This window comes from Chitinophaga sp. 05T412 (assembly GCF_056396465.1).
Window position 1 is genome coordinate 117,873 of record NZ_JBFTLN010000018.1, and the last position, 22,039, is coordinate 139,911.

18 protein-coding genes are annotated in these 22,039 nt (G+C 46.2%); 15 read left to right on the top strand and 3 right to left on the bottom strand.

Annotated features, from left to right (window positions below; all coding sequences use genetic code 11):
* Positions 1–448: 448 nt before the first annotated feature.
* From dnaB to AC1DFM_RS30270, 3 genes are all read left to right on the top strand, one after another.
* Positions 449–2,020 carry a replicative DNA helicase gene (dnaB, locus tag AC1DFM_RS30260; RefSeq protein WP_477080523.1) on the top strand — a complete coding sequence of 524 codons (1,572 nt, stop codon included), beginning with the start codon at positions 449–451 and terminating at the stop codon, positions 2,018–2,020.
* A 159-nt stretch (positions 2,021–2,179) separates the two neighbouring features.
* Complete coding sequence (locus tag AC1DFM_RS30265; RefSeq protein WP_477080524.1) at positions 2,180–3,526, top strand: MATE family efflux transporter; 1,347 nt, start codon at positions 2,180–2,182, stop codon at positions 3,524–3,526.
* Positions 3,527–3,536: 10 nt separating this feature from the next.
* A complete protein-coding gene (locus tag AC1DFM_RS30270; protein WP_477080525.1) occupies positions 3,537–4,241 on the top strand; it encodes an RsmE family RNA methyltransferase in 705 nt (234 codons plus the stop codon).
* 114 nt (positions 4,242–4,355) lie between these two features.
* Here AC1DFM_RS30270 and AC1DFM_RS30275 read toward each other — a convergent pair whose 3' ends face one another.
* Together AC1DFM_RS30275 and AC1DFM_RS30280 are read right to left on the bottom strand one after the other, a co-directional pair.
* Complete coding sequence (locus AC1DFM_RS30275; protein WP_477080526.1) at positions 4,356–5,093, bottom strand: TerC family protein; 738 nt, start codon at positions 5,091–5,093, stop codon at positions 4,356–4,358.
* Between the two features lie 30 nt (positions 5,094–5,123).
* Positions 5,124–6,149 (bottom strand): quinone-dependent dihydroorotate dehydrogenase, encoded by a 1,026-nt coding sequence (locus AC1DFM_RS30280; protein WP_477080527.1) that lies wholly within the window; start codon positions 6,147–6,149, stop codon positions 5,124–5,126.
* Positions 6,150–6,327: 178 nt separating this feature from the next.
* Here AC1DFM_RS30280 and AC1DFM_RS30285 point away from each other — a divergent pair, with 178 nt between their 5' ends.
* From AC1DFM_RS30285 to AC1DFM_RS30305, 5 genes are all read left to right on the top strand, one after another.
* Positions 6,328–6,858, top strand: coding sequence for an RNA polymerase sigma-70 factor (locus AC1DFM_RS30285; protein ID WP_477080528.1), 531 nt, complete (start codon positions 6,328–6,330; stop codon positions 6,856–6,858).
* Positions 6,859–6,955: 97 nt separating this feature from the next.
* Positions 6,956–7,933 (top strand): FecR family protein, encoded by a 978-nt coding sequence (locus AC1DFM_RS30290; RefSeq protein ID WP_477080529.1) that lies wholly within the window; start codon positions 6,956–6,958, stop codon positions 7,931–7,933.
* A 132-nt stretch (positions 7,934–8,065) separates the two neighbouring features.
* A complete protein-coding gene (locus AC1DFM_RS30295; RefSeq protein WP_477080530.1) occupies positions 8,066–10,705 on the top strand; it encodes a TonB-dependent receptor in 2,640 nt (879 codons plus the stop codon).
* A 4-nt stretch (positions 10,706–10,709) separates the two neighbouring features.
* On the top strand, positions 10,710–11,570 hold the full coding sequence (locus AC1DFM_RS30300; protein WP_477080531.1) for a DUF4249 domain-containing protein: 861 nt from the start codon (positions 10,710–10,712) through the stop codon (positions 11,568–11,570).
* Between the two features lie 243 nt (positions 11,571–11,813).
* Positions 11,814–12,140 carry a DUF6686 family protein gene (locus AC1DFM_RS30305; RefSeq protein WP_477080532.1) on the top strand — a complete coding sequence of 109 codons (327 nt, stop codon included), beginning with the start codon at positions 11,814–11,816 and terminating at the stop codon, positions 12,138–12,140.
* Here the strand turns inward: AC1DFM_RS30305 and gad are convergent.
* Positions 12,137–13,525 (bottom strand): glutamate decarboxylase, encoded by a 1,389-nt coding sequence (gad, locus tag AC1DFM_RS30310; RefSeq protein WP_477080533.1) that lies wholly within the window; start codon positions 13,523–13,525, stop codon positions 12,137–12,139. The genes AC1DFM_RS30305 and gad overlap by 4 nt on opposite strands.
* Before the next feature lie 192 nt (positions 13,526–13,717).
* On the opposite strand from gad, the gene aspT reads away from it, so the two are divergent.
* The 7 genes from aspT to AC1DFM_RS30345 all read left to right on the top strand — a co-directional run bounded on the left by aspT (position 13,718) and on the right by AC1DFM_RS30345 (position 22,037).
* The gene (gene aspT / locus AC1DFM_RS30315; RefSeq protein WP_477080534.1) at positions 13,718–15,424 is read left to right on the top strand and encodes an aspartate-alanine antiporter; all 1,707 of its coding nucleotides are present in this window, start codon (positions 13,718–13,720) and stop codon (positions 15,422–15,424) included.
* Positions 15,425–15,456: 32 nt separating this feature from the next.
* Positions 15,457–16,680, top strand: coding sequence for a DcaP family trimeric outer membrane transporter (locus tag AC1DFM_RS30320; RefSeq protein WP_477080535.1), 1,224 nt, complete (start codon positions 15,457–15,459; stop codon positions 16,678–16,680).
* Positions 16,681–16,705: 25 nt separating this feature from the next.
* Positions 16,706–17,710: a glutaminase A gene (glsA, locus tag AC1DFM_RS30325; protein WP_477080536.1), complete on the top strand. Its 1,005-nt coding sequence runs from the start codon at positions 16,706–16,708 to the stop codon at positions 17,708–17,710.
* 125 nt (positions 17,711–17,835) lie between these two features.
* Positions 17,836–18,783: a DnaJ C-terminal domain-containing protein gene (locus tag AC1DFM_RS30330; RefSeq protein WP_477080537.1), complete on the top strand. Its 948-nt coding sequence runs from the start codon at positions 17,836–17,838 to the stop codon at positions 18,781–18,783.
* The gene (locus AC1DFM_RS30335; RefSeq protein WP_477080538.1) at positions 18,776–19,123 is read left to right on the top strand and encodes a hypothetical protein; all 348 of its coding nucleotides are present in this window, start codon (positions 18,776–18,778) and stop codon (positions 19,121–19,123) included. Before AC1DFM_RS30330 ends, AC1DFM_RS30335 begins: the two co-directional genes overlap by 8 nt.
* Positions 19,120–20,541: a DHA2 family efflux MFS transporter permease subunit gene (locus AC1DFM_RS30340; protein WP_477080539.1), complete on the top strand. Its 1,422-nt coding sequence runs from the start codon at positions 19,120–19,122 to the stop codon at positions 20,539–20,541. Before AC1DFM_RS30335 ends, AC1DFM_RS30340 begins: the two co-directional genes overlap by 4 nt.
* Positions 20,542–20,588: 47 nt before the next feature.
* Positions 20,589–22,037 (top strand): ATP-binding response regulator, encoded by a 1,449-nt coding sequence (locus tag AC1DFM_RS30345; RefSeq protein ID WP_477080540.1) that lies wholly within the window; start codon positions 20,589–20,591, stop codon positions 22,035–22,037.
* Positions 22,038–22,039 lie beyond the last annotated feature (2 nt).

Below are 22,039 nucleotides of genomic sequence, written 5' to 3' on the forward strand. Positions count from 1 at the left end.
TATTTTGGCGGATCAGGCCTGCCATAATACCGCAAATTATATGGACAAATATTCCGGGAGAGGCGCTTTTTCTGTTGCCCCGACTGGGTTCTGCCGCATTTTCGCAGTGTGTGGAAAATCTTTTCTCACAATGTGTGTGAATAATCGGACCTTTGCTTGGGGATTTTCGATGTTTTGGTGGATAACTACTATGGTGTCAGTGGATAACTGACATTTTGCTTGTGGATAAGCTGTGTATGTGGCTTAATAAATTTAGTACCGAAAGGAAGGGTGTTAATTAAAAAAATGCCTTTACCTTAGTTTGTACGGCTTGCAAAAGTTTACAATTTCTTAAAGTAGCTATCCCCCCTGATGAATGCGGGAAAATGCAGATATCGATTGTAAAAAACAACTGAAAGGCCCATTGACAGTAACCTTTTATTAACTTTTTTTAATACACTAACCATAAATGGATCTCAATCTTAAGAAGGACCGCAATGTGCGTAGAAAGCCGTCCATTGATGTGTCATCCTTGGTGTATGGCAAGATACCACCACAGGCTAAAGAATTGGAAGAAGCTGTTTTGGGAGCCGTAATGCTGGAAAAAGGAGCCTTTGACTCCGTTATTGAAATATTGAAAGGGGAGTGCTTTTATGTAGAAGCACACCAGATCATTTTTAGCGCCATGACCCGCCTCGCGGGTAAGTCCATGCCGGTAGACATTCTCACCGTTACAGAAGAACTGAAATCAATGGGTTCCCTGGAACAAATTGGTGGTCCGTTTACCGTAATGAAACTCACCAACATGGTGGTTTCTTCTGCTAATATTGAGGCACACGCCCGTATTATCCTTCAGAAGTTTATTCAACGTGAACTGATCCGTATTTCCGGTGAAATCCTCACGGAGTCTTACGAAGACACCGCCGATGTATTTGACCTGCTGGACAGCGCTGAATCTAAACTTTTCGAGGTCACCAATAATCACTTACGTAAGAACTACGATTCCATCGACCGTGTACTGGTGAATACCATGAAACGTATCGAGGATCTGCGTAATAAAGGAGATGATATTACCGGGGTGCCTTCAGGCTTCCCTTCACTGGATAAGGTAACCTATGGCTGGCAGTCTACGGATCTGATCATCATTGCGGCCCGTCCTTCTGTGGGTAAAACCGCCTTCGCGCTGAATCTGGCGCGTAATGCGGCCCTTCACCCCCGCTTCCCGAAAGGCGCAGCGGTATTCTCATTGGAAATGTCCTCCGGCCAGATTGTACAACGTATTCTCTCTGCCGAGTCAGAAATAAAGCTGGAAAAAATTTCCCGTGGTAAACTGGAAGAATATGAGATGAAAAAGCTGATGACCCACGGTATTGAACGCCTGGCGAAAGCGCCCATCTTCATCGACGATACCCCGGCATTGAATATCTTTGAGCTCCGCGCCAAGTGCCGCAGGCTGGTACACAACCACGGCGTAGGTGTTATCATCATCGACTACCTCCAGCTGATGAGCGGAAGCAGCGATGGTAAAGGCTCCAACCGTGAACAGGAAATCAGTAAAATTTCCCGTGACCTCAAAGGACTGGCAAAGGAGTTACAGGTGCCTATCATTGCCCTCTCCCAGTTGAGCCGTGATGTGGAAAAACGAAAAGATGGTAACAAAATGCCGCAGCTGAGTGATCTCCGTGAATCCGGAGCCATCGAGCAGGATGCGGACATGGTAATGTTCCTCTATCGTCCTGAATATTATGAAATCAATACTAATGAAATGGGTGAATCCAATAAAGGTGAGACCCACGTTCGTATCGCCAAGCACCGTAATGGTCAGTTGGATACCATCAAACTGAGAGCCGTACTGGAATACCAGCGTTTTGAAGATGATGGTAGCCTGGAGAATCCTGGCGGCGGAGGCAGTCCTTTTGCAGGTATCAGCCGTTCTCCACAAGGTGGCGGCGGTAACGATGAAGCGAAACTGTATATCCAGAAAGGCTCCCGAATGAATGATATGAACTTCGACGAAGGTTTCGAAGATGCTCCATTTTAGCACATAAAAGACATTGCTAAAAGCCGGCATCGAAATCGATCGCCGGCTTTTTGGCTTTTAACCCTCCCGTAACTGTCTGTAAACACCCGTAAATCGGCGATGTCCGTTGATTTGCAAGCCATCAGATCGTTTAACTATAAAGACTAATAAGATTAATCAATGAAACAGCTGTACGCAAAATATAAAGGTCATTACAAAGATAATTTCAGTTTAGCCTACCCCGTAGTCATCTCTCAATTAGGACATACCCTGGTAGCATTATCGGATAGTATCATCATCGGTCATACCGGTAAAGTGCCGTTGGCAGCGGTATCGCTGGGCAACGGCCTGTTTTCTGTTTTCATGGTAGCCGGTATCGGCATGTCATATGGCCTTACCCCATTAATTGCACAGGAAAATGGCCGTGGTAATAAAAACGCCATTGGATTTTTACTGAGTCATAGCCTTATCATCAACATGGTGGTAGGTGTGTTGTTGTCAGCCGTCATTTATGTACTTAGCGGCCATCTTTCTTTCCTGCATCAGGAAGGCGATGTAGCGGAGCAAGCCAGGCCCTTCCTGCGTTACCTGGGCTTTTCCTTTATTCCATTGATGTTGTTTCTTTCCTTTAAACAGTTTGCAGAAGGATTGGGATTTACGCGGCAGGCCATGAACATCAGCATTATTGGTAACATCATCAATATTATTATCGGGATTACACTGGTGTATGGATTGTTTGGGATGCCGCGACTGGGTGTTATCGGTGTAGGTATTGCCACATTTACCGACCGTTTAATCATGGGGGTTACCATGATGTTATATGTATTGCGGGCGCCACGTTTCAAGCCCTACCTGCAATCGTTTGGGTTTAAAAACCTGCAGGCAGCTGCTGTTAAGAAAATATTGGGTATTGGTACACCAGTAGCCATGCAGTATTTGTTTGAAGTGAGTGCATTCAGTGGCGCCGCCGTAATGGTGGGCTGGATGGGCGCCGCGGAGCTGGCAGCTCACCAGATAGCCCTCAGTTTGGCAGCTATGACCTACATGATGGCGAGTGGTATTTCTGCTGCGGCAGGTATTAAAAGCGGTAATAATTTTGGGAAGAAGGATTTCGGCGAATTACGTTTATCGGCTATTGCCAGTTACCATATGGTGCTCCTGCTGATGGGAGGCGCGGCGTTGTTGTTTACCCTGGGTAATCATCTGCTTCCTTCATTCTACATACAAGATCCGCAGGTAATACAAATTGCTTCTCAGTTATTGATTATTGCTGCTTTCTTCCAGCTATTCGATGGTATGCAGGTAGTAGGACTKGGTATTTTGCGCGGTTTGGGCGATGTCCGTATTCCTACTGTAATTACCTTGCTGGCATACTGGGTATTAGGTATTCCGTTAGGCTACCTGCTGGGTATTAAGTTGGGATATGGTGTAGAAGGAGTATGGTGGGCGTTGTTGCTGGGATTACTGGTAGCCTCTGTGTTACTGTTTATCCGCTTCCACATCAAAACAAAAAAACTTTCTGCTTAACTTCGTGCGTATGGATTTGCCAGTTTTTTATGCGCCGGAAATACAGCCGGACGCCGTTACATACACCATGAATGAGGATACATCCAAGTACTGTATCCAGGTATTGCGTCATGAAAAGGAGGATAAAGTGCTGTTGGCAGATGGCCGTGGACATAAGTTTACCACCGTTATCATTGATGATAACCGTAAGAAGTGTGTAGTGCAGGTGTTGACCTGTGAAACCGTACCTCCGCCTGCAAGAGCGCTTCGTATAGGCATTTCCTTTACCAAGAATGCCTCGCGCATTGAATGGTTTCTGGAAAAGGCGGCGGAAATAGGGATTCAAACCATTATTCCATTGGTGACGCAGCGTACAGAAAAGGAAAAAATAAAAGCAGAACGACTACAGAATATACTGGTATCGGCGATGTTGCAATCGCAGCAGTTTTATTTACCGGAGCTACAGGAGCCGCAGGCTTTTGATAAGTTGGTAAAAGGTAATAAAGATCCGCAGCGATTTATTGCACACTGTTTACCGGAGCAGAAGCAGGAATTGCAGCATAGTATGCAGCCCGGAAAAGATACCCTGATACTGATAGGGCCGGAAGGCGATTTTACGCCAGATGAAATTAAACTGGCACTGGAGCAGGGGTTTGTGCCAGTAACGCTGGGGAATACCCGGTTACGTACTGAAACCGCTGGTATGGTGGCGGTAACGTTGATGAATCTTTTGTAGAAGCAAAAAGCATAAAGCGGAAAGCAAAAAGCTATTGAGGCGATTGATAAGAGCGAGTATTAAAATTACTTATCCGCTCTGATCAATCGCCTCAATAGCTTTTTGCTTTCCGCTTTATGCTTTTTGCTTCTTCCGGGTCCGCATATTCAGCATYTCCACGCCGAACGAGAAGGCCATTGCGAAGTACACATAGTTCTTCAGGTTCATATCGTGTGCCCTTTCCGCATCCCATCCTTCTACAATCAGGATAGCGCCTACCATTACGAGGAACGACAGGGCCAGCATTTTAAGCGTGGGGTGTTTGTGGATAAAGTCGCTGATACGTGGCGCAAAAAGGAACATGACAATCATGGCGATGATAACAGCCACAATCATCACGGGTACTTGTTTGGCCAGGCCCACGGCGGTAATGATACTATCGAAGGAGAAAACCGTGTCGATCACGATAATCTGGCCTACGATGTTGAGAAAAGAGGCGGCAGGTTTGCCTCCGTTTTTGTTGTCTGCGTGTTCTTCTTCGCCTTCCAGTTTGTGATGGATTTCGAGGGTTGTTTTAACCAGCAGGAAAATACCACCACCGAGCATGATCAGGTCGCGCAGGCTAAAGCCATGACCGGCAATGCTGAACAGGGGATCTTTGGCTTTTACAATGTAGCCGATGCAAAGCAGCAGGACAATACGGATGGCCATACCGGCAAACATCCATACACGGCGGGCTGCGGGTCTTTTTTCAGGGGCTAACCTGTTGAGTACAATTGAAACGAAGATCACATTGTCGATGCCCAATACGATTTCCATGAGCACCAGTGTGAATAAACTGATGAGCGATTCTGCAGTAAGAAACTGTTCCATATAGGTTGAATAAATAGATAGTTGGCGATGTTACGGGCGTAATCCTGCACAGATCTTTTTCACGATCGTAGGACCTTCGTAAATAAAGCCGGTATATACCTGTACCAATGCAGCGCCGGCATCCAGTTTTTCCTGGGCATCTTCTGCCGTGAAAATACCGCCTACGGCGATAATGGGGATGCTGCCTTTGCTATGGGTGTGAATATAACGGATTACTTCTGTGGCTTTACGTTTTACGGGGAGTCCACTCAATCCGCCGGCGCCAATATCATTTACTTCGGCCGCAGGGGTTTTTAAGCCTGCACGGCTGATAGTGGTATTGGTGGCTACAATGCCGGCCAGCTTGGTTTCTGTCACAATTTCGATGATATCATCCAGCTGTTCGGTGGTCAGATCAGGGGCTATTTTAAGCAGAATGGGTTTGGGAGCCAGCTTTTGGCCATTCAGCACCTGCAGGTGATGCAGGAGTTGTTTTAAGGGCTCTTTCTCCTGTAATGCGCGCAGGTTGGGGGTATTGGGGGAACTCACGTTCACCACAAAATAATCTACTACTTCATACAGTGCATGAAAGCATTTTTCGTAGTCATTGACGGCTTCTTCATTCGGGGTGATTTTATTTTTCCCGATGTTTCCACCTATGATGATATTGGATTTTTTGCGTTGTAAACGTTTGGCAGCAGCAGCGGCGCCTTCGTTGTTAAAGCCCATGCGGTTAATGAGGGCTTTGTCGGCCGGCAAACGGAATAAGCGAGGCTGCTCATTACCCGGTTGGGGTTGTGGGGTGACGGTACCTATCTCCACAAAACCAAATCCCAGACAGGCCAGTTCATCAATGTACTTAGCATCTTTATCGAATCCGGCGGCCAGTCCTACCGGGTTGGAAAATTTCAGTCCGAATACTTCACGTTCCAGGCCTTTGGTTTTTACGCCGCAAAAGGCGTTCAGAATTGTTTTACCCAGCGGCAGGGAATAGACTGTCTTCATACCACGCATTACGCTGTGGTGAATATTTTCCGGCGGATAGCGGAAAAGAAAGTTTTTGATCAGGTTGTACATTGCGGGGCAAAGATAAATAGGATTTATGTGATTTTAGTGATTCTCCTGACGCAAACCGGGGGATTTTCCCTCTACTTATTTTTAAAATAACGGCTGTAAATGCCGTGAATCAGTATTTGTACGCAAAGATGACAGGCGGTCAGGAGAAAGCTAGGAATCAAATAAATCATAACTATATTTGCTGCTCATCATGCTGGAGCTGCAAACATTTGAAGCATTATTCAGGGAAAACCATGCTCATTGCCTGGCCTTTGCTACTCACTACACGGGAGATGCCCATGTAGCCGAGGAAATTGTGCAACAGGTATTCCTGCGTTTGTGGGAAAAACGGGAAACGATTACCATTACGGGGCCTGTAAAAGCATATTTGTTTTCTGCTATTCGTAATACCGCCATTAGCCAGTGGCGGAAGGATGTGGTGCGCTCTGAAAAGGAAACCGGTTATGGTAAAGTATCGGACACGACTACAGGCGCGGGTGAAGAGGTGAAAGAGCTGGAAAGGTTGTACCGGCAGGCATTGGAGCGGTTACCGGAGCGTTGCCGGGAGGTGTTTGTGCTGAGTCGTCAGCAAAACATGAAATATGCAGAAATAGCGGCGGCTATGAATATTTCTGTGAAAACTGTAGAGAACCAGATGGGCAAAGCACTGAAAATTCTTCACCAGGAATTGAAGGAATACCTGCCACTATTGACAGGCTTTTTATTTTAAAAATATTTTAGGACGTATGGGGGCATCGGTGTTCCGCATGCGTCTTATTATTATATTAGGGTCCTTAGGACACTGACTGTAAAACTTACAACAACTGATGACACCATCTTTACCCAATGAGGCAATGCCTGATGAGGCACTGTATACCTTGCTATGTAAGTATCTGCTGAATGAAGCAGATGCTGCTGAGCATGCCTGGGTGGAGGAATGGAAAGAAGCAGACCCGCTAAACGGCGCCCTGCTTTCCTCACTGGCCAAGGTATTAGATACAGCTGCTGCCAATGAAAAGACAGTTGCCGCCAATACGGCTGTTGCCTGGCAACAGCTAAGCGGGAAAATGGATACTCAGCCGGCATTGATTGCTGTGAGGCCCAAAAACCGCTTCATTTGGCTGAAAGTAGCCGCTATATTACTGGTCGCTTTCAGCGCCGGATGGTGGTTCCTGGTAGGAAAACAACCACAGCAAATATATTCAGGCCCTGTAAAGGCTACGCTGCAGGATGGCAGCAGTGTGCAATTATCGGCTGCTTCCAGGCTGGAAGTAGCCAGGGGCTTTAATGACAGAAACAGGAAAGTGAGTCTTACCGGTACAGCCACCTTCGATGTAAGCGGTAGCGCCGCCAATCCTTTTGTGATTACATTAGGACATACAGAAGTGAAAGTACTCGGTACCCGGTTCATGATTAATTACCAACCCGGCACCACCGCACTGCAAGTGCATGTGAGCAGCGGAAAAGTAATGGTGATAGATCATGATAAGGAAGATAGTGTTGTGCTGACGGATGGCATGTTGTTGCAGAAAGATAATGACAGACCCGTATTCCGTATAGCCTCTCACGTTACTGATATGGCAAAAAGATCATTATCATTTCATGATACGTCGCTGGAAGAAGTATTACATACCATCACAGAAGTATACGACATAAAAGTGGAAGTGGTGAATACCGACCTGCTGAAACTGCCGGTACGGGCCGACTTCACAGGAGAGTCTACCGATGATGTGATCAAAACACTGGCGCTCATGCTGAACGCCGGATATGAGAAAATAAACGATCGACAATACAAATTGAAGTAGCTTTTAGCCATTAGCTCTTAGCTTTTAGAAAATGCTGCGAAGATTAACATATTATAATCTTTGCAGCATTTTCTAAAAGCTAAGAGCTAATGGCTAAAAGCTACTCCTGTCACCCTTTCAATTCAGGACACTATGTCGTTAGCCGGAAAACTGCTGACGGGAATATTTATATTATGTTTCCCACTAGAGGTTTTTGCGTGGGACTGGCAAACAAGAGTAACCGTAATAGTAAAGGATCAGCCCATAGAAAAAGTGTGTGGATTACTGGAAAAAGAATATGGCATTCATTTTTCATATAGTAGAGAACTTGTCAACTTATCCCGGAAAATTACGTTAACAGTCCGTAGTCAGCGCTTAAAAAAAGTACTGGAAGAAGTGTTTGCCCCCGATGATATCCGGTTCACCCGTGTAGGTGAGCAGATCGTCCTATTGCCCGATCAGCGAACCACCCGCACCATCAGTGGATATATAAAAGACGCCACCAGCGGAGAAAGCCTGATTGGCGCCACGGTATACTCCCCTTCCCTGAAACAGGGTACTACCACTAATCAATATGGATTTTTTAGTTTAACTACCGTAAAGGATTCCAGTAGCCTGATAATGACTTATATCGGGTATGAGCCCCATATACAGCCCATCTGGCAAAAAGGAGATCAGCTGCTCAATGTTACTTTACAACCTGTAGGTAGTTTGAAAGAAGTGGTGATCAGCGCCAAAGAACAAATGAAGCTACAGGAACAAACGCAGATGAGCCGGGTGAAATTATCGGCTACCGACTTACAGGCGATGCCCCGTTTGCTCGGAGAAGTGGATGTAATGCGCACCCTGCAGTCTATGCCCGGCGTTAGCGGTGGCATGGAAGGCGCCGGCGGATTATATGTAAGAGGAGGAAGCCCCGATCAAAACCTGGTACTCATGGATGGTACGCCCATCTTTAATTTCTCCCATTTTTTTGGCGTGTATTCTTTGGTGAATGCCAACGTAGTAAAAACAACGGACTTGTATAAAGGCGCATTCCCCGCACGTTTCGGCGGCCGCCTATCTTCTGTGGTAGATATTGCTATGAAAGAAGGAGACATGACTACTTACCATGGCGATGTGTCCGTGGGACTAATAGCCGCTAAATTCAATGTTGAAGGCCCGATTGTGAAAAATAAAACATCGTTCATGGTATCGGCCCGCCGCTCTTATCCGGATCTAATATTGAATGCCGCACTGCAGTCGGAAAATGCGCTGGGTAACGGAGGCGCTTTTAAGGCTTACTTTTATGATATCAATGCAAAAGTGAATCACATTTTTTCTGCGAAAGACCGGATATTCCTKAGTTTTTATAAGGGAGAAGACCACCTTTTGCTGAAGCAGACCCCAACAGATACTGCTAACACTAACGACCCTACGAAGTTTAATCTGGAGAGCACCAAATTTCAGTTAGGCTGGGGAAATACCATGGCCGCATTACGATGGAATCATATTTACGGTCCCCGTTTGTTTTCAAATGTGACGCTGAGTTTTTCACAATACGCCTTCTTTACGCAGTACGAACATAAAGCCATCATTCCTGCTTCCGGAGAGCTTTCTGATGTATATGGGCGATATAAGTCGCTGATGGAAAACAGTGGCGGTAGAATTGATTTTGATTTTCGCCCTGATCCACGGCATTCTATCCGATTTGGCGCTATTGCTACCATGCATTATTTCAAGCCGGGCACTTCCTCTTTCAGCGATAGGGCAAGCCCGGTGAAACCACTGGATACGCTCTCAACAGCCATGCGGGTGACGGGTATGGAGCTGTCGGCCTATGCGGAAGACGACTGGCAACTACGCCCGGACCTGTATGTTAATATTGGGGTACATGCTTCGGCTTTTGTAGTGCAACACCGCTTTTATCATTCCATACAACCCCGGTTGGGCCTGCGTTACATGCTGGCACGCAACTGGGCATTGAAGGCGGCGTATACACATATGAATCAGTATATTCACCTGCTGTCCAGCAATGGAACCACGCTGCCTACAGATATATGGGTACCTTCCACCCAACGCGTAGCGCCTATGTTTTCCAAACAGGTAGCATTGGGCGTGGCTAAAACTTCTCCCAATGGCATGTATGAATGTTCGCTGGAAGGCTATTACAAGTCTATGCACAACATGATTGAAAGTAAAGAAAGCAATACCATCAATCAACTATTACCACGTTGGGATGAAAACGTAACAGTAGGTAAAGGCTGGAGCTATGGAGCGGAAGTAATGCTACAGAAAAGAAAAGGAACTACTACAGGCTGGTTGGGCTATACCTTGTCCTGGTCTACCCGTCGTTTCCCTGGTGTGAATAACGATGAAATTTATCCTTATAAATACGATCATCGTCATGATATCGAACTGGTGTTGGTGCAACGATTAGGAAAGCACTGGGAATTCTCTGCTTCCTGGCATTACAACTCCGGTACACCTTTTACTGTTCCGGTATCGAGTTACAGCGGTGTTGGCGGGGCGTCTCCCTGGGACCCGGGATCAGGAAACGCGTCCATTGATCGTTATAACAACTGGAATAATTACAGGGGGGCAGATGTTCACCGGCTGGATGTTGGCTTCACACATACCAAACAGAAGAAGCATTGGACCAGAAGCTGGAATCTCAGCATATTTAATGTGTACAACCGGAGAAATCCCTTCTTTTACACCATCGATGAAGATGCGGCGGCGAAGAAGCGATATCTTACCCAGGTCACTATTTTACCCATATTACCGAGTGTTACATACGCTATTAAATTTTAAAGAGATGTGCAGAAAATTTTTTTTCGTAGGTACGGTACTGTTAGCCATGCTTCTAAATGCATGTACAAAAAGTGTGGACATTCAGCTGCCTTATGAAGGCGACAAAATAGTGGTGAATACGCTGATACAGCCGGATAGTGTGATCTATGTACGGGTAACCCGTAGTATTCCTTCCAATATACTGGATGATAGCGGGTATAAAGATATTCCCGGCAGCAGTGTTAGTATCACTGCCAATGGTGTAGCCCTGGCTACTCCTCAAATACAGGTGATAAAAGGATTCTCTTATTTTGTATCTACTGAGAAAGCGGTGAGAGGCCAGCAATATGCCGTACAGGTCCAGGCGCCGGGGCTTACTTCTGTAACGGCAACGGATACACTCCCTTTTGCCCCGCTGGCAAAAAATGCAGGCGCACAGCGTAATAGCAACCGGGTACAGTTTACATTAAAAGATGATCCTGCCCCAGGCAATTATTACAGAATCCGCATTTATTTAGCGGGCGTAAATGACGCGCCGGGCGCCTACCTGCTTTTCGGGTTAGATCCTGCATTTAATAATAACCTGGTGGACTTCTTCACTAAAAGCAACTATAACAGCCTGGTGATGAGTGACGAGCGCTTTAATGGCAAAGATGTGAACTTTGTATTGCAAACAGTAGATCCTATTCCCGGAGCCAGCGAGGTAACCGTAGAGGTGAGTACGCTCACCCGTGCTACTTATGAGTATTTCAATACCATGATGGCCCAAAGGGAAAATGGTAATTTGGCGCTTCGCAATCCTGTTCGTGTATATACGAATGTTACCAATGGTTATGGAATTGTTGGCGGTATCAACACAAAAAAACTCACTTTTAAGGTGGAATAGTCCCGGTAGTGGCTGCTTCCCCTCGCTAGCCCGATAGTTTTCCCTTTTGCGTAACTCGTTTTCCTGATTCGAGCATTCCTCCTGTTTTTCCTGTTTTACTTTTGCATCATACCCCGGCGTATTTAGCTATGCATAAATACATCTGTTGTTTGTACCGCAAAATTCAGATAAATAATAAAGAGTGATGAATTAAGTCCTGACGGCGGCCCTAAAAGGCCGCTGTAGGCACAAACCCATAGGCCCATGTGTAATTACCATACATTGTATCACGGAGCGGCAGGATATGTGATCCGCTGCCCTCATTGCAAAGGAATTCAGCTTGCTTTTGGTACCACGGTTGTTAACCTCGATATCACAGAGTTTGAGTGTTTCAAAAAAATGGTCACCCGACTGGCGGATGACCACTATGCTGCAACAGAAAATGAAAAGTTAATTTGTTTGCCATTACCGGCTGACCATGTAATGATGTTGTTAACACCCACTGAAATACAGGCATTGGCCAATATGACGGCGGAAGTACAGGCATTGCTGGATACGTACAACATCCTGGAAATTGCTGACACCAATTAGTGATGGAATCCACCTCCTTCTTTTTGTGTCAGTGGTTTTCTCACCGGGTTTTCTTCGAAGTACTTTACACAACGGGTGTAGTCATCAATCAGCATATCTGCCATATCGCGGCTAAAGCCGTGACGTATCAATACCCGTTGTACTACAATGTCCCTCGCATCGCCGGTGAGTGGATAGGAGGCGATTTGCCAGCCACGGGAGCGGATTTTGTCGGAGATATCATATAGTGTAAAACCGTGGTCGCCGGGCTTTAAAGTCCAGCAGGCGCCAGGCAGGCCACCCTTGCCGTTATAGAGAATATCGAAATGACCCAGTTTATCCATGGCTTCTGCGATGTAAGCGGCATGGTCCAGGCAGGCCTGTTGTAGCTTCCTGTATCCTTCCCTGCCATGGCGTAAAAGGTTATAGTATTGCGCTACTATTTGTCCGCCGGGTCTGGAGAAATTGAGGGCAAAAGTAGGCATATCGCCACCGAGATAGTCTACGCGGAAAATGAGGTCTTCCGGGAGGTCTTCCTTCTCCCGCCATATTACCCAACCTACTCCCAATGGACTCAGGCCATATTTATGGCCGGAAGCATTGATAGATTTTACCCTTGGAATACGAAAGTCCCATACCAGATCTGGGCTCACAAATGGAGCGATAAATGCGCCACTGGCGCCGTCTACATGGATGGGGATATCCCAGCCTTTTTCCTGCTGCAGCTTATCCAATGCTTTGGCAATTTCTGCCACCGGTTCATACATCAGGGTGAAGGTAACGCCGAATGTGGGCACTACTCCAATGGTATTTTCATCGGCCAGTTCCAGTACTTTTTCAGGCGTTAAATTATAGCGGCCATGTTCCATGCCTACCTCACGCAATTCCACATCGAAATACCGGGCAAATTTATGCCAGCATACCTGTACGGCGCCACAAATAAGATTGGGTTTGTCGGTGGACTTACCTTCTTTCTCTCTTCTTTTACGCCATTGCCATTTTAACGCGAGTCCGCCCAGCATCGCTGCCTCACTGGACCCGGTGGTGCTGCAACCCATGGTAGTAGCGCTTTCGGGCGCATTAAACAGGTCGGCCAGAATATGCACACACCTGTTTTCTATTTCGGCAGTTTGTGGATATTCATCTTTATCGATCATGTTTTTATCCAAACATTCATCCATCAGCTTGTGTACATATTCATCCAGCCACGTTTGGCAAAAAGTGGCGAGATTCATTCTGGAGTTGCCATCCAACATTAATTCATCATGTACCAGGTGATACACGGTGCGCATATCTTGTGCGTCGTGGGGCATTTTGTATTTAGGGATGCTCTCTTTACTATCTGCAGAGGCATACAGCCCTAAGCGGGAATTTTCATTCTCTTTTTTCTTGAAGAATAAAGGCATAACAATATGGCTTAATTGTTAGAAAATTCTTTTTTGATGTCTAACAACCGGATGAAGTACTTGTTTATCTTGTCGCAAAAAATTGTTGTAGCGCTGTTAAATTGATGAAGATTGAACAAATGGGGAAAGACTGATGTTACCTATTACGGTCGAAATTAGGGCCATTTCCGTTCGTTTATAATCCATACACACATGAATTGGTTACATCACACATTTCAGGAATATCCTGAGCTGGCCGTGTTTCTGACATTGGCGTCGGGCTATTTTATCGGGAGTTTGCGGATAGGTAAGTTTTCGTTAGGATCTGTAACTGGTGTTTTGTTAATGGGCGTATTAGTTGGGCAGATGGATATACAGGTATCTGCCAATGTGAAATCAGTTTTTTTCCTGATGTTTTTATTTGCCGTGGGCTATAGTGTAGGACCTCAGTTTTTTCGAGGCCTTAAAAAAGATGGATTGCCGCAGGTATTATTTGCGGCACTGATGTGCGTGGTTTGTCTGGTAGCACCGTGGTTGTTGTCGCTGATGGCGGGGTACAACGTAGGCCAGGCCGCCGGATTAATTGCCGGTTCTCAAACCATATCAGCGGTGATGGGCGTGGCAGCAGATACTATTAATCAGGTTAATCTGACGCCTGATCAGAAACAACTGATGATAAATGCGATGCCGGTGTGCTATGCTGTGACCTACATTTTTGGTACTGCCGGTTCTGCATGGCTGTTATCCAGTGTTGCACCAATGATGATGGGTGGAATAGAGAAGGTCAGAGCAGCCTGTAAAGAGCTGGAAAAAACCATGGGAGCAGGTGATCCCACGCAAGATCCGGGTATGCGTTCTGCGTTTATTTCGGTTACTTTCCGCGCTTATCTGATTGATGCAGCCTCTATTGCCGCGGGAAAGTCTGTACAGCAGCTGGAAGCCGAATTAATAGCACGGGAGCATCGTTTGTTTGTAGAGCGTATCCGTCAGGCGAAGGATAAAAAAATATTGGCGCCCACGGCAGATTATATGATACAGGTGGGAGATGAAATAGTACTGAGTGGCCGCAGGGAATTCATTCTGGGCGAAGAGCAGGGAATAGGCAGAGAGATTATTGATGTAGACCTGTTGAATTTTCCGGTGGAAAATGTAATGGTATTTGTGATCAATAAAGAAGTGATCGGTAAAACAGTGAAGGAATTGCGGACCATGGATTACATGCATGGCATTCCTGTACAAAGCATACGGCGAGCGGGTATCAGCATGCCAGTGTATCCGGAAGCGGTATTGGAAAGAGGAGATAACATACAGTTAGTAGGTTATAAAAGAGACATGGATAAAGCGGTATCACATATTGGATACGCGGATATTCCTACGGATAAAACAGATATGATTTTTGTGGGCCTGGGTATTGTACTTGGTGGGCTGATAGGCGCCATGAGTATTCGCGTAGGCGGTGTACCGCTCAGCTTAAGTACCAGCGGCGGTACCCTGATCATGGGACTGGTATTTGGTTGGTTGCGTTCCCGGCATCCGGCATTTGGACGGATTCCGGAGCCAGCGTTGTGGGTGATGAATAATGTGGGATTGAACACCTTTATTGCGGTAGTAGGTATTACGGCCGGACCCAGTTTTGTGGCGGGTTTCAAAGAAGTGGGCTGGGGATTATTTTTAGTAGGTATTGCGGCTACTGCTATTCCACTGCTGGTAGGGGTGTTGATGGCGAAGTATATTTTTAAATTTCATCCGGCGTTGGTACTGGGTTGTACGGCCGGCGCCAGAACTACTACCGCCGCGCTCTCGGCGATACAGGACGAAGTACAAAGCAATCTCCCTTCATTGGGTTATACTATCACATATGCCGTAGGTAATACCCTGTTGATTATCTGGGGCGTCGTCATTGTGATATTAATGACGTAAGGGAAAGTATTTCATCATAAATCAGTAATACATTGGTCAGAAAATCTACCTGTCATTTACGTATATTCGTTTACGTTATTTCTGTATTTTTTGCCTGTTCATCTGCGCAGGCTCAGTCAGATACCACCATTGAAAATGGTAAGGGATTAACCCGTAACCTGATTGAAGGGGGTAAGTACCAGGGCTTTTTATTTACAGATGTAAAGGGTATCCGCCTGCAGTTCAGTGGCTATGTACAGGCAGATTTCATTCACGATTTTATGGAAATAGGCAACATCCATGCGATGCAGCCATCTACTATTACGGTGCCGGGCGTTACTGCCGGGAATACCGCATTTTCTGTACGGCAATCGCGCTTTGCCTTTACAGCGTATGGTGCGCCGGATTACAAAGGACGTACTTTAAAAGCGGTGCTCGAATTTGATTTATGGGGGAGCCTGAATGGCTCGCCCAGGTTGCGTCATGCCTATATTCAACATGGTAAATGGACATTCGGTCAATACTGGAGTAACTTTATGGATGATGACAACTGGCCTAACATCATGGACTATTGGGGACCTAACTCCTATGTATGGACGCGGCAACTCCAGTTACGTTTCACGCAGCAGATAGGTACTTCCATGAAATTTTCTGCAGCCGCAGAACAACCGGGTGCCGACTTATCTATACCGGATACCTGGCAAAACAGAACGAATTTTCCTGATGTTACCATTGCTTTCCAAAAGAACTTTGGCGAAAAGAATGGCAGCCATGTAAGACTGTCTGGTTTAATGCACCCCATGGATTATCAAAATGGGGAAGAGCAAAATAAAACCGATATTGGCGGCGCATTCAACCTTTCGGGTAATATTAACATCGGTAAAAACGACGACGTGAAATTTCAGTTTGCTTACGGCAGCGGCTATGCGAAGTATAGTGAAGATATCAGCGGACAGGGCTACGATGCTTTTGCTTACGACAACGACAAGCGTATTAAAAATATTGACATGCTGGCCACCTGGTTATACTTTGATCACTTCTGGACAAAAAGTCTGGGCTCTACTATCGGATACGGCTATCTGCATTTAAATACGCGCGACCTGGCAATGTCCGACGGTGCTATAAAAGCCACGCATTACGCATCTTACAATATGACCTACTACTTTACCGGTTTCTTTAAAATAGCCGGCGAAGTGTTATATGGCAAGCGGGAGAACCGCGATAAAAGTTCCGGAGAAGATGTACGCGCACAGTTTAGCGCATTTTTCAAATTCTAATCATCTCCCTAAAAAATGATACACCATGAAAACGATTATTGCATTATTCCTGTTGCTGGCGGTAGGGGTAACCAGGACGGATGCCCAGCAACGTGCAAAGCCAGTTGATTATAATGCCGTCATCAACGAAGCATTTAATTTATATAAAGATGAGAAGAGCGGACATAATGCGGATTACATTCCTTATCTGGATAAAGTAAACTCCGATATGTATGGTATTGTACTGGTAACTGCCGACGGAAAGGTGTACCAGGTGGGAGAAACGAAGTTTGAATTTGGAATTGAATCCATAGAGAAAGTATTCACCCTTTGTATGGCGATGGAAATTTTCGGAGATAGTGTTATTCTCCAGAAAATAGGAGCTGACCAAACCGGGTTGCCGTTTAACTCTGTGCCAGCTATTGAATTAAACGGACAAAAGCCCTCCAACCCATTGGTGAACGCGGGCGCTATGGCTACTACCAGCCTGCTGACCAGTCATTTCGGACATGCAGACGCCTGGAATAAAGTGAACGACTATTTTGCCCGGTTTGCTGGTCGTAATCTAACGGTGCTGGATGAACTGTATCAGTCGGAGGCCGCTACCAATGAGCATAATAAAGCCATTGCCATGTTGTTGAAGTCGTATGGATATATGTATGATGATCCTATTTACGCCTGTGATTTTTATACCAAACAGTGTTCTTATGGTGTGAATACCCGGGATATTGGCATCATGGCGGGCACGCTGGCAAATGGCGGTGTGAATCCGGTTACGAAGGAGCGCTTGCTCCGGGAGAAATATGTACCCAAAGTATTAGCGATTATGGGTACTACCGGGTTGTATGAAACTACCGGCGACTGGATGTTCCGGGTAGGATTACCCAGCAAAAGTGGTGTTGGCGGCGGTATTATTTCCGTATTTCCCGGCAGGTTCGGGATTGCTGTTTTTTCTCCGCCATTGGATAAAGCGGGCAACAGCGTTCGGGCGCAGGCAGCCATTAAATATATTGCAGATAAGCTCTCCGCAAATGTATATCTAGGGAAGTAAGCATCGTAGTTGTATAGCCAATTGGTGAACGGTACCGGGGATTCCGGCTACTGTTCACCAATTTTTTTTCGTGGTTAATTCGTAAATTCATAAAACAAGTTATCACTTTAACATGTTTTAGAGCTATGGACGTAAAGGATTATTACAAGGTGCTGGGAGTAGAGAAAGCGGCAACAGCAGAACAGATAAAGAAAGCCTATCGCAAACTGGCGGTCAAATATCATCCGGACAAGAATCCGGATAATAAAGCCGCGGAAGATAAATTTAAAGAAATCAATGAAGCTTACGAGGTGCTGAGTGATGCGGAGAAGCGCAAGAAATATGATCAGTTTGGGGAAAACTATAAGTACTACGAGCAGCATGGTGGCAGGCCGGAAGATTATGACTGGTCGCAGTATGGAGGCGGACAGGGCCGCACGCGTTCCTATAGCAGCGGCAATATGGACGATATGTTTGGTGGCGGTGGTGGCGAGGGCTTCTCCGATTTCTTTGAACAGCTTTTTGGCAGCCGTTTTTCGGGTGGTGGTCGCCGGCAGCAACAAGGTCCCGGCCGGGGACGGGATGTACAGGCTACCATGGAGGTATCGCTGGAAGATGCGTATACCGGTGCTACCCGTCAGGTAGAGGTCAATGGCAGCCGGTTGAATATTAAGCTCAAGCCCGGTTTATATGAGGGACAGGTGATCCGACTGAAAGGAAAAGGCAATCCCGGCCGGCAGGGAGGTACCAGCGGAGATTTGCTGATCACCATTCAGCTGGCTCCACATCCGTTGTTTGAGTTAAAAGGACAGGATATTTATACGGATCTGGCCCTGCCTTTATATACCGCTATCCTGGGAGGTAAGCAAACCGTGAATACACCAGGCGCCAGCCTGAACATGAATATTCCGGCAGGTACAGACAGCGGAAAAGTATTTCGTTTAAAAGGAAAAGGAATGCCTGCTTATGATAACAGCGGTAGTGCAGGGGATCTATACATCAAAGCAATTGTACATATACCAACAAATCTTTCCGAAAAGGAAAAAGAACTGTTTCAGCAACTTTCACAACTAAATGAGAATGGCCATGCTTAAACTTTTTGATTACCTGGAAGAAGTAATATCTACTGAGCGTATTTCGCAGCTGAATAATCCGAAGCTGTTGTATACCGCCAGTGAAATTATGCAGGAACTCGGCTACGGTCAGTCCGGTATGGAACAGGAGCCACTGGATAGAGCGATGCACGCCTGTGCGGCATTGGATATTCCGGTGGACTTTAATTTCAAGAAAGTATATTGTTTTAAGGATGGGGAATTAACTACCGATTGGCAGTTATCGGAGCTGGCTACCTACCTGTTCATGATTAATTGTAATCCGTTGAATCCTTTTGTGGCGAAAGCACAGTTGATTTTTATGATGAAAGACCGGGTATGAGAGATATCAACCGGACCGGTATCCTGATAGTGGTGATCATGGGCACTACCATGGCTGGCATAGATTCCAGCATTGTTAATATATCCCTTCCCGTTATGAGCAGGCAGTTTAACTGTACGCTGTCGGAAATAGAATGGGTAATTACCGTATACATGCTTAGCTTTTCTGTACTGATGCCGTTGACCAACTGGCTGAAGAACAGGATCGGCTTTTTTAATCTCTATATAGGTGCTATTTCTCTTTTTACGATAGGCTCGCTGATGTGCGCGTTGTCTACCAGCCTGGATTCCCTGTTAGTAGGGCGGGTGGTGCAGGCCCTCGGCGGTGGCGCCATGGCGCCCACTTCCATGGCTATCATTTCCTACGTATTTCCGGCCAGAGTCCGGGGAACTGTATTGGGCTGGTGGGGATTGGGTAATCTGGTAGGGCCTGCACTGGGGCCTACACTGGGAGGTATTCTCACCGAAAAATTTGGCTGGCCTTCTATCTTCTATATTAATCTGCCTATTGGTGTACTTACAGTGGCATTGGCTTTTCAGTACCTGGGCGTATTGCGCAAGCAGGCTAAACTGAAGCTGCCTTTTGATCTCACCGGCTTTGTGGTGCTCACTATCTTCCTGGTATGTTTACAGTACGGTATTGCGCGTGCGGAAGTAGTAGGCATTACTTCTCCCGAAATATTAATTACACTGGCGATCGCCTTTGTGGCATTGGCTTTATTTATTTGGATAGACAGGCGAATAAAGGCCCCCATTATGGACCTCACCCTGTTTACCAATTATGCTTTTGTGAGTTGTATTCTGGTCACTATTTCCCGTGCGGCTGCTTTGTTTGGAGGACTTTTCCTGATGCCTTTCCTGTTGCAGGAGCAGATGGGTTTTTCGGAGGGGATTTCTGGGTTACTGATATTACCCAATTCTGTTTTTATGGCGGCGCTGATGCCTTTTGCGGGGAAGTGGTCTGACAAACATGGTTCCCGGGAAATTTCCATTGTAGCTATTATATTGCTGGCAGCCTCTATGTACCTGTTTTCCCTGCTGGACCGCGGTAGCTCTATTAACGCGGTGATCATTGCCATGGTAGTACGGGGTATAGGAATGGGGCTGTTGCTGGCGCCGCTGAATGCCGCTACATTGAGTGCGGTCAGGCCCAGTGAAGTCACCATGGCTTCTTCCATCAGTACCTTAATGCAACAGGTAGGCGGGGCTATAGGTATTGCCGTGCTGGCCATTATCACACAGGCCGCTTATAACCGGCATGTGATGGCAGGCATGGGGAATATGCCGGCGCATCACCTGGCATTGCGGGAAGGATTTCATATCTCCCTGATTATATTGCTGGTTACCCTGATTCCCGCATGGTTCCTTCCCCGGCGGAATGTAGCCCTCAAAGATGAAGATGCCCATATTGACACCTGATTTTACTGCATGATTATTGGGTAATAACTGTGAACATTTCGGCATATATGGCAACAACTGGCAAGAAGCACATTTTGATGATCGATGATGATGAAGACGACTTTTTCCTCGTGAACTCTTTATTACAGGACATTTCCCCCGATCAATATATACTTCAGTGGGTTTCTTCCTATAAGCAGGGGCTGCTGGCCATTGAAGCGCGCACACACGACCTTTATCTGGTAGATTACCGCCTGGGATCACATACGGGAATTGACGTGTTGCATTATTTCCGCAATCTGGGATATAAAGCCCCCGTTATTTTGTTTACCGGAAAGGGTGATTATCACATCGATAAAGAGGCCATGCAGGCCGGCGCGGCCGATTATCTGGTGAAAAGTGAAATTACCGCGGCGCTGCTGGAAAGAGCCATCCGTTATACCCTCGATAAATTCAGTCACCTGCAGGCAATAGAGAAAAGTGAAAAGCGATATTTCAGCATCTTCGAAAAATCCAATGATCTTATTATCCTGGCAGATTGTGAACACAAAATTGTAGCCGCTAACCCGGCTGCCCTGAATGTGTTGAAATATCCGGAAGATGAGCTGTACAACAGCCACCTGCAGGGACTATTTGCAGAAGAACAGGTGATTAAGGATTTCCTGGATCAACTTTGTACAGAAGAAGGCGTGGTGCAGAAGGAATATATGTTCCGCAGCAAATCAGGGCAGCAGCTGGATGTGATGATTAATGCCTCGCTGTTAGACGAGAAGAAACAACTGTATTTATGCATCATCCAGGATATTACCGCCCGCAAACGCAAGGAGCGGGAAAAGCAACAGCAGGAAAAATTCGCTATTACCGGTCGTATCGCCCGCTTAATTGCCCACGAGGTACGCAATCCACTCACCAATATTTTGCTGGCCGTTTCCCAGCTTAAAATGGAACCCGTAGCAGAAACAGAAGATACTCAACTATACCTGGATATCATGGAACGTAATTGTCACCGGATTAATCACCTGGTGACAGAGCTGCTGCAATCTACCCGGATGACGGAATTGAATATGCTGCCCATGGGGTTGAATGTGTTGTTGGAAAAGGCCTTACATCTGGCTGCTGATCGTTTGCAGCTGAATAATATTGCCGTTGCACAGCAGCTATCGGAGCATGATTATATGATTTTGGCAGATGAAGATAAAATACTCATTGCGTTGCTAAATATTATTATCAATGGTATTGAGGCGATGAAAGCCGGCGAAGGTCAGTTAAGCATCGCTTCCTGGCAGGATGCAGAACGGGCATTTGTTCGTATAACCGATAACGGTAGTGGTATTTCCGAGCAGAACCTGGCTAAATTATTTGAGCCCTTTTTTACAAACAAAACCAAGGGAACGGGGTTGGGGCTTACCGCCACGCAGAATATTATTTTGCAGCACCAGGGCACTATTGCAGTGGATAGTAAGCTGGGGGAAGGGACGAGTTTTTTGATTAGTTTTCCAGTAACAGTTAGCCATTAACG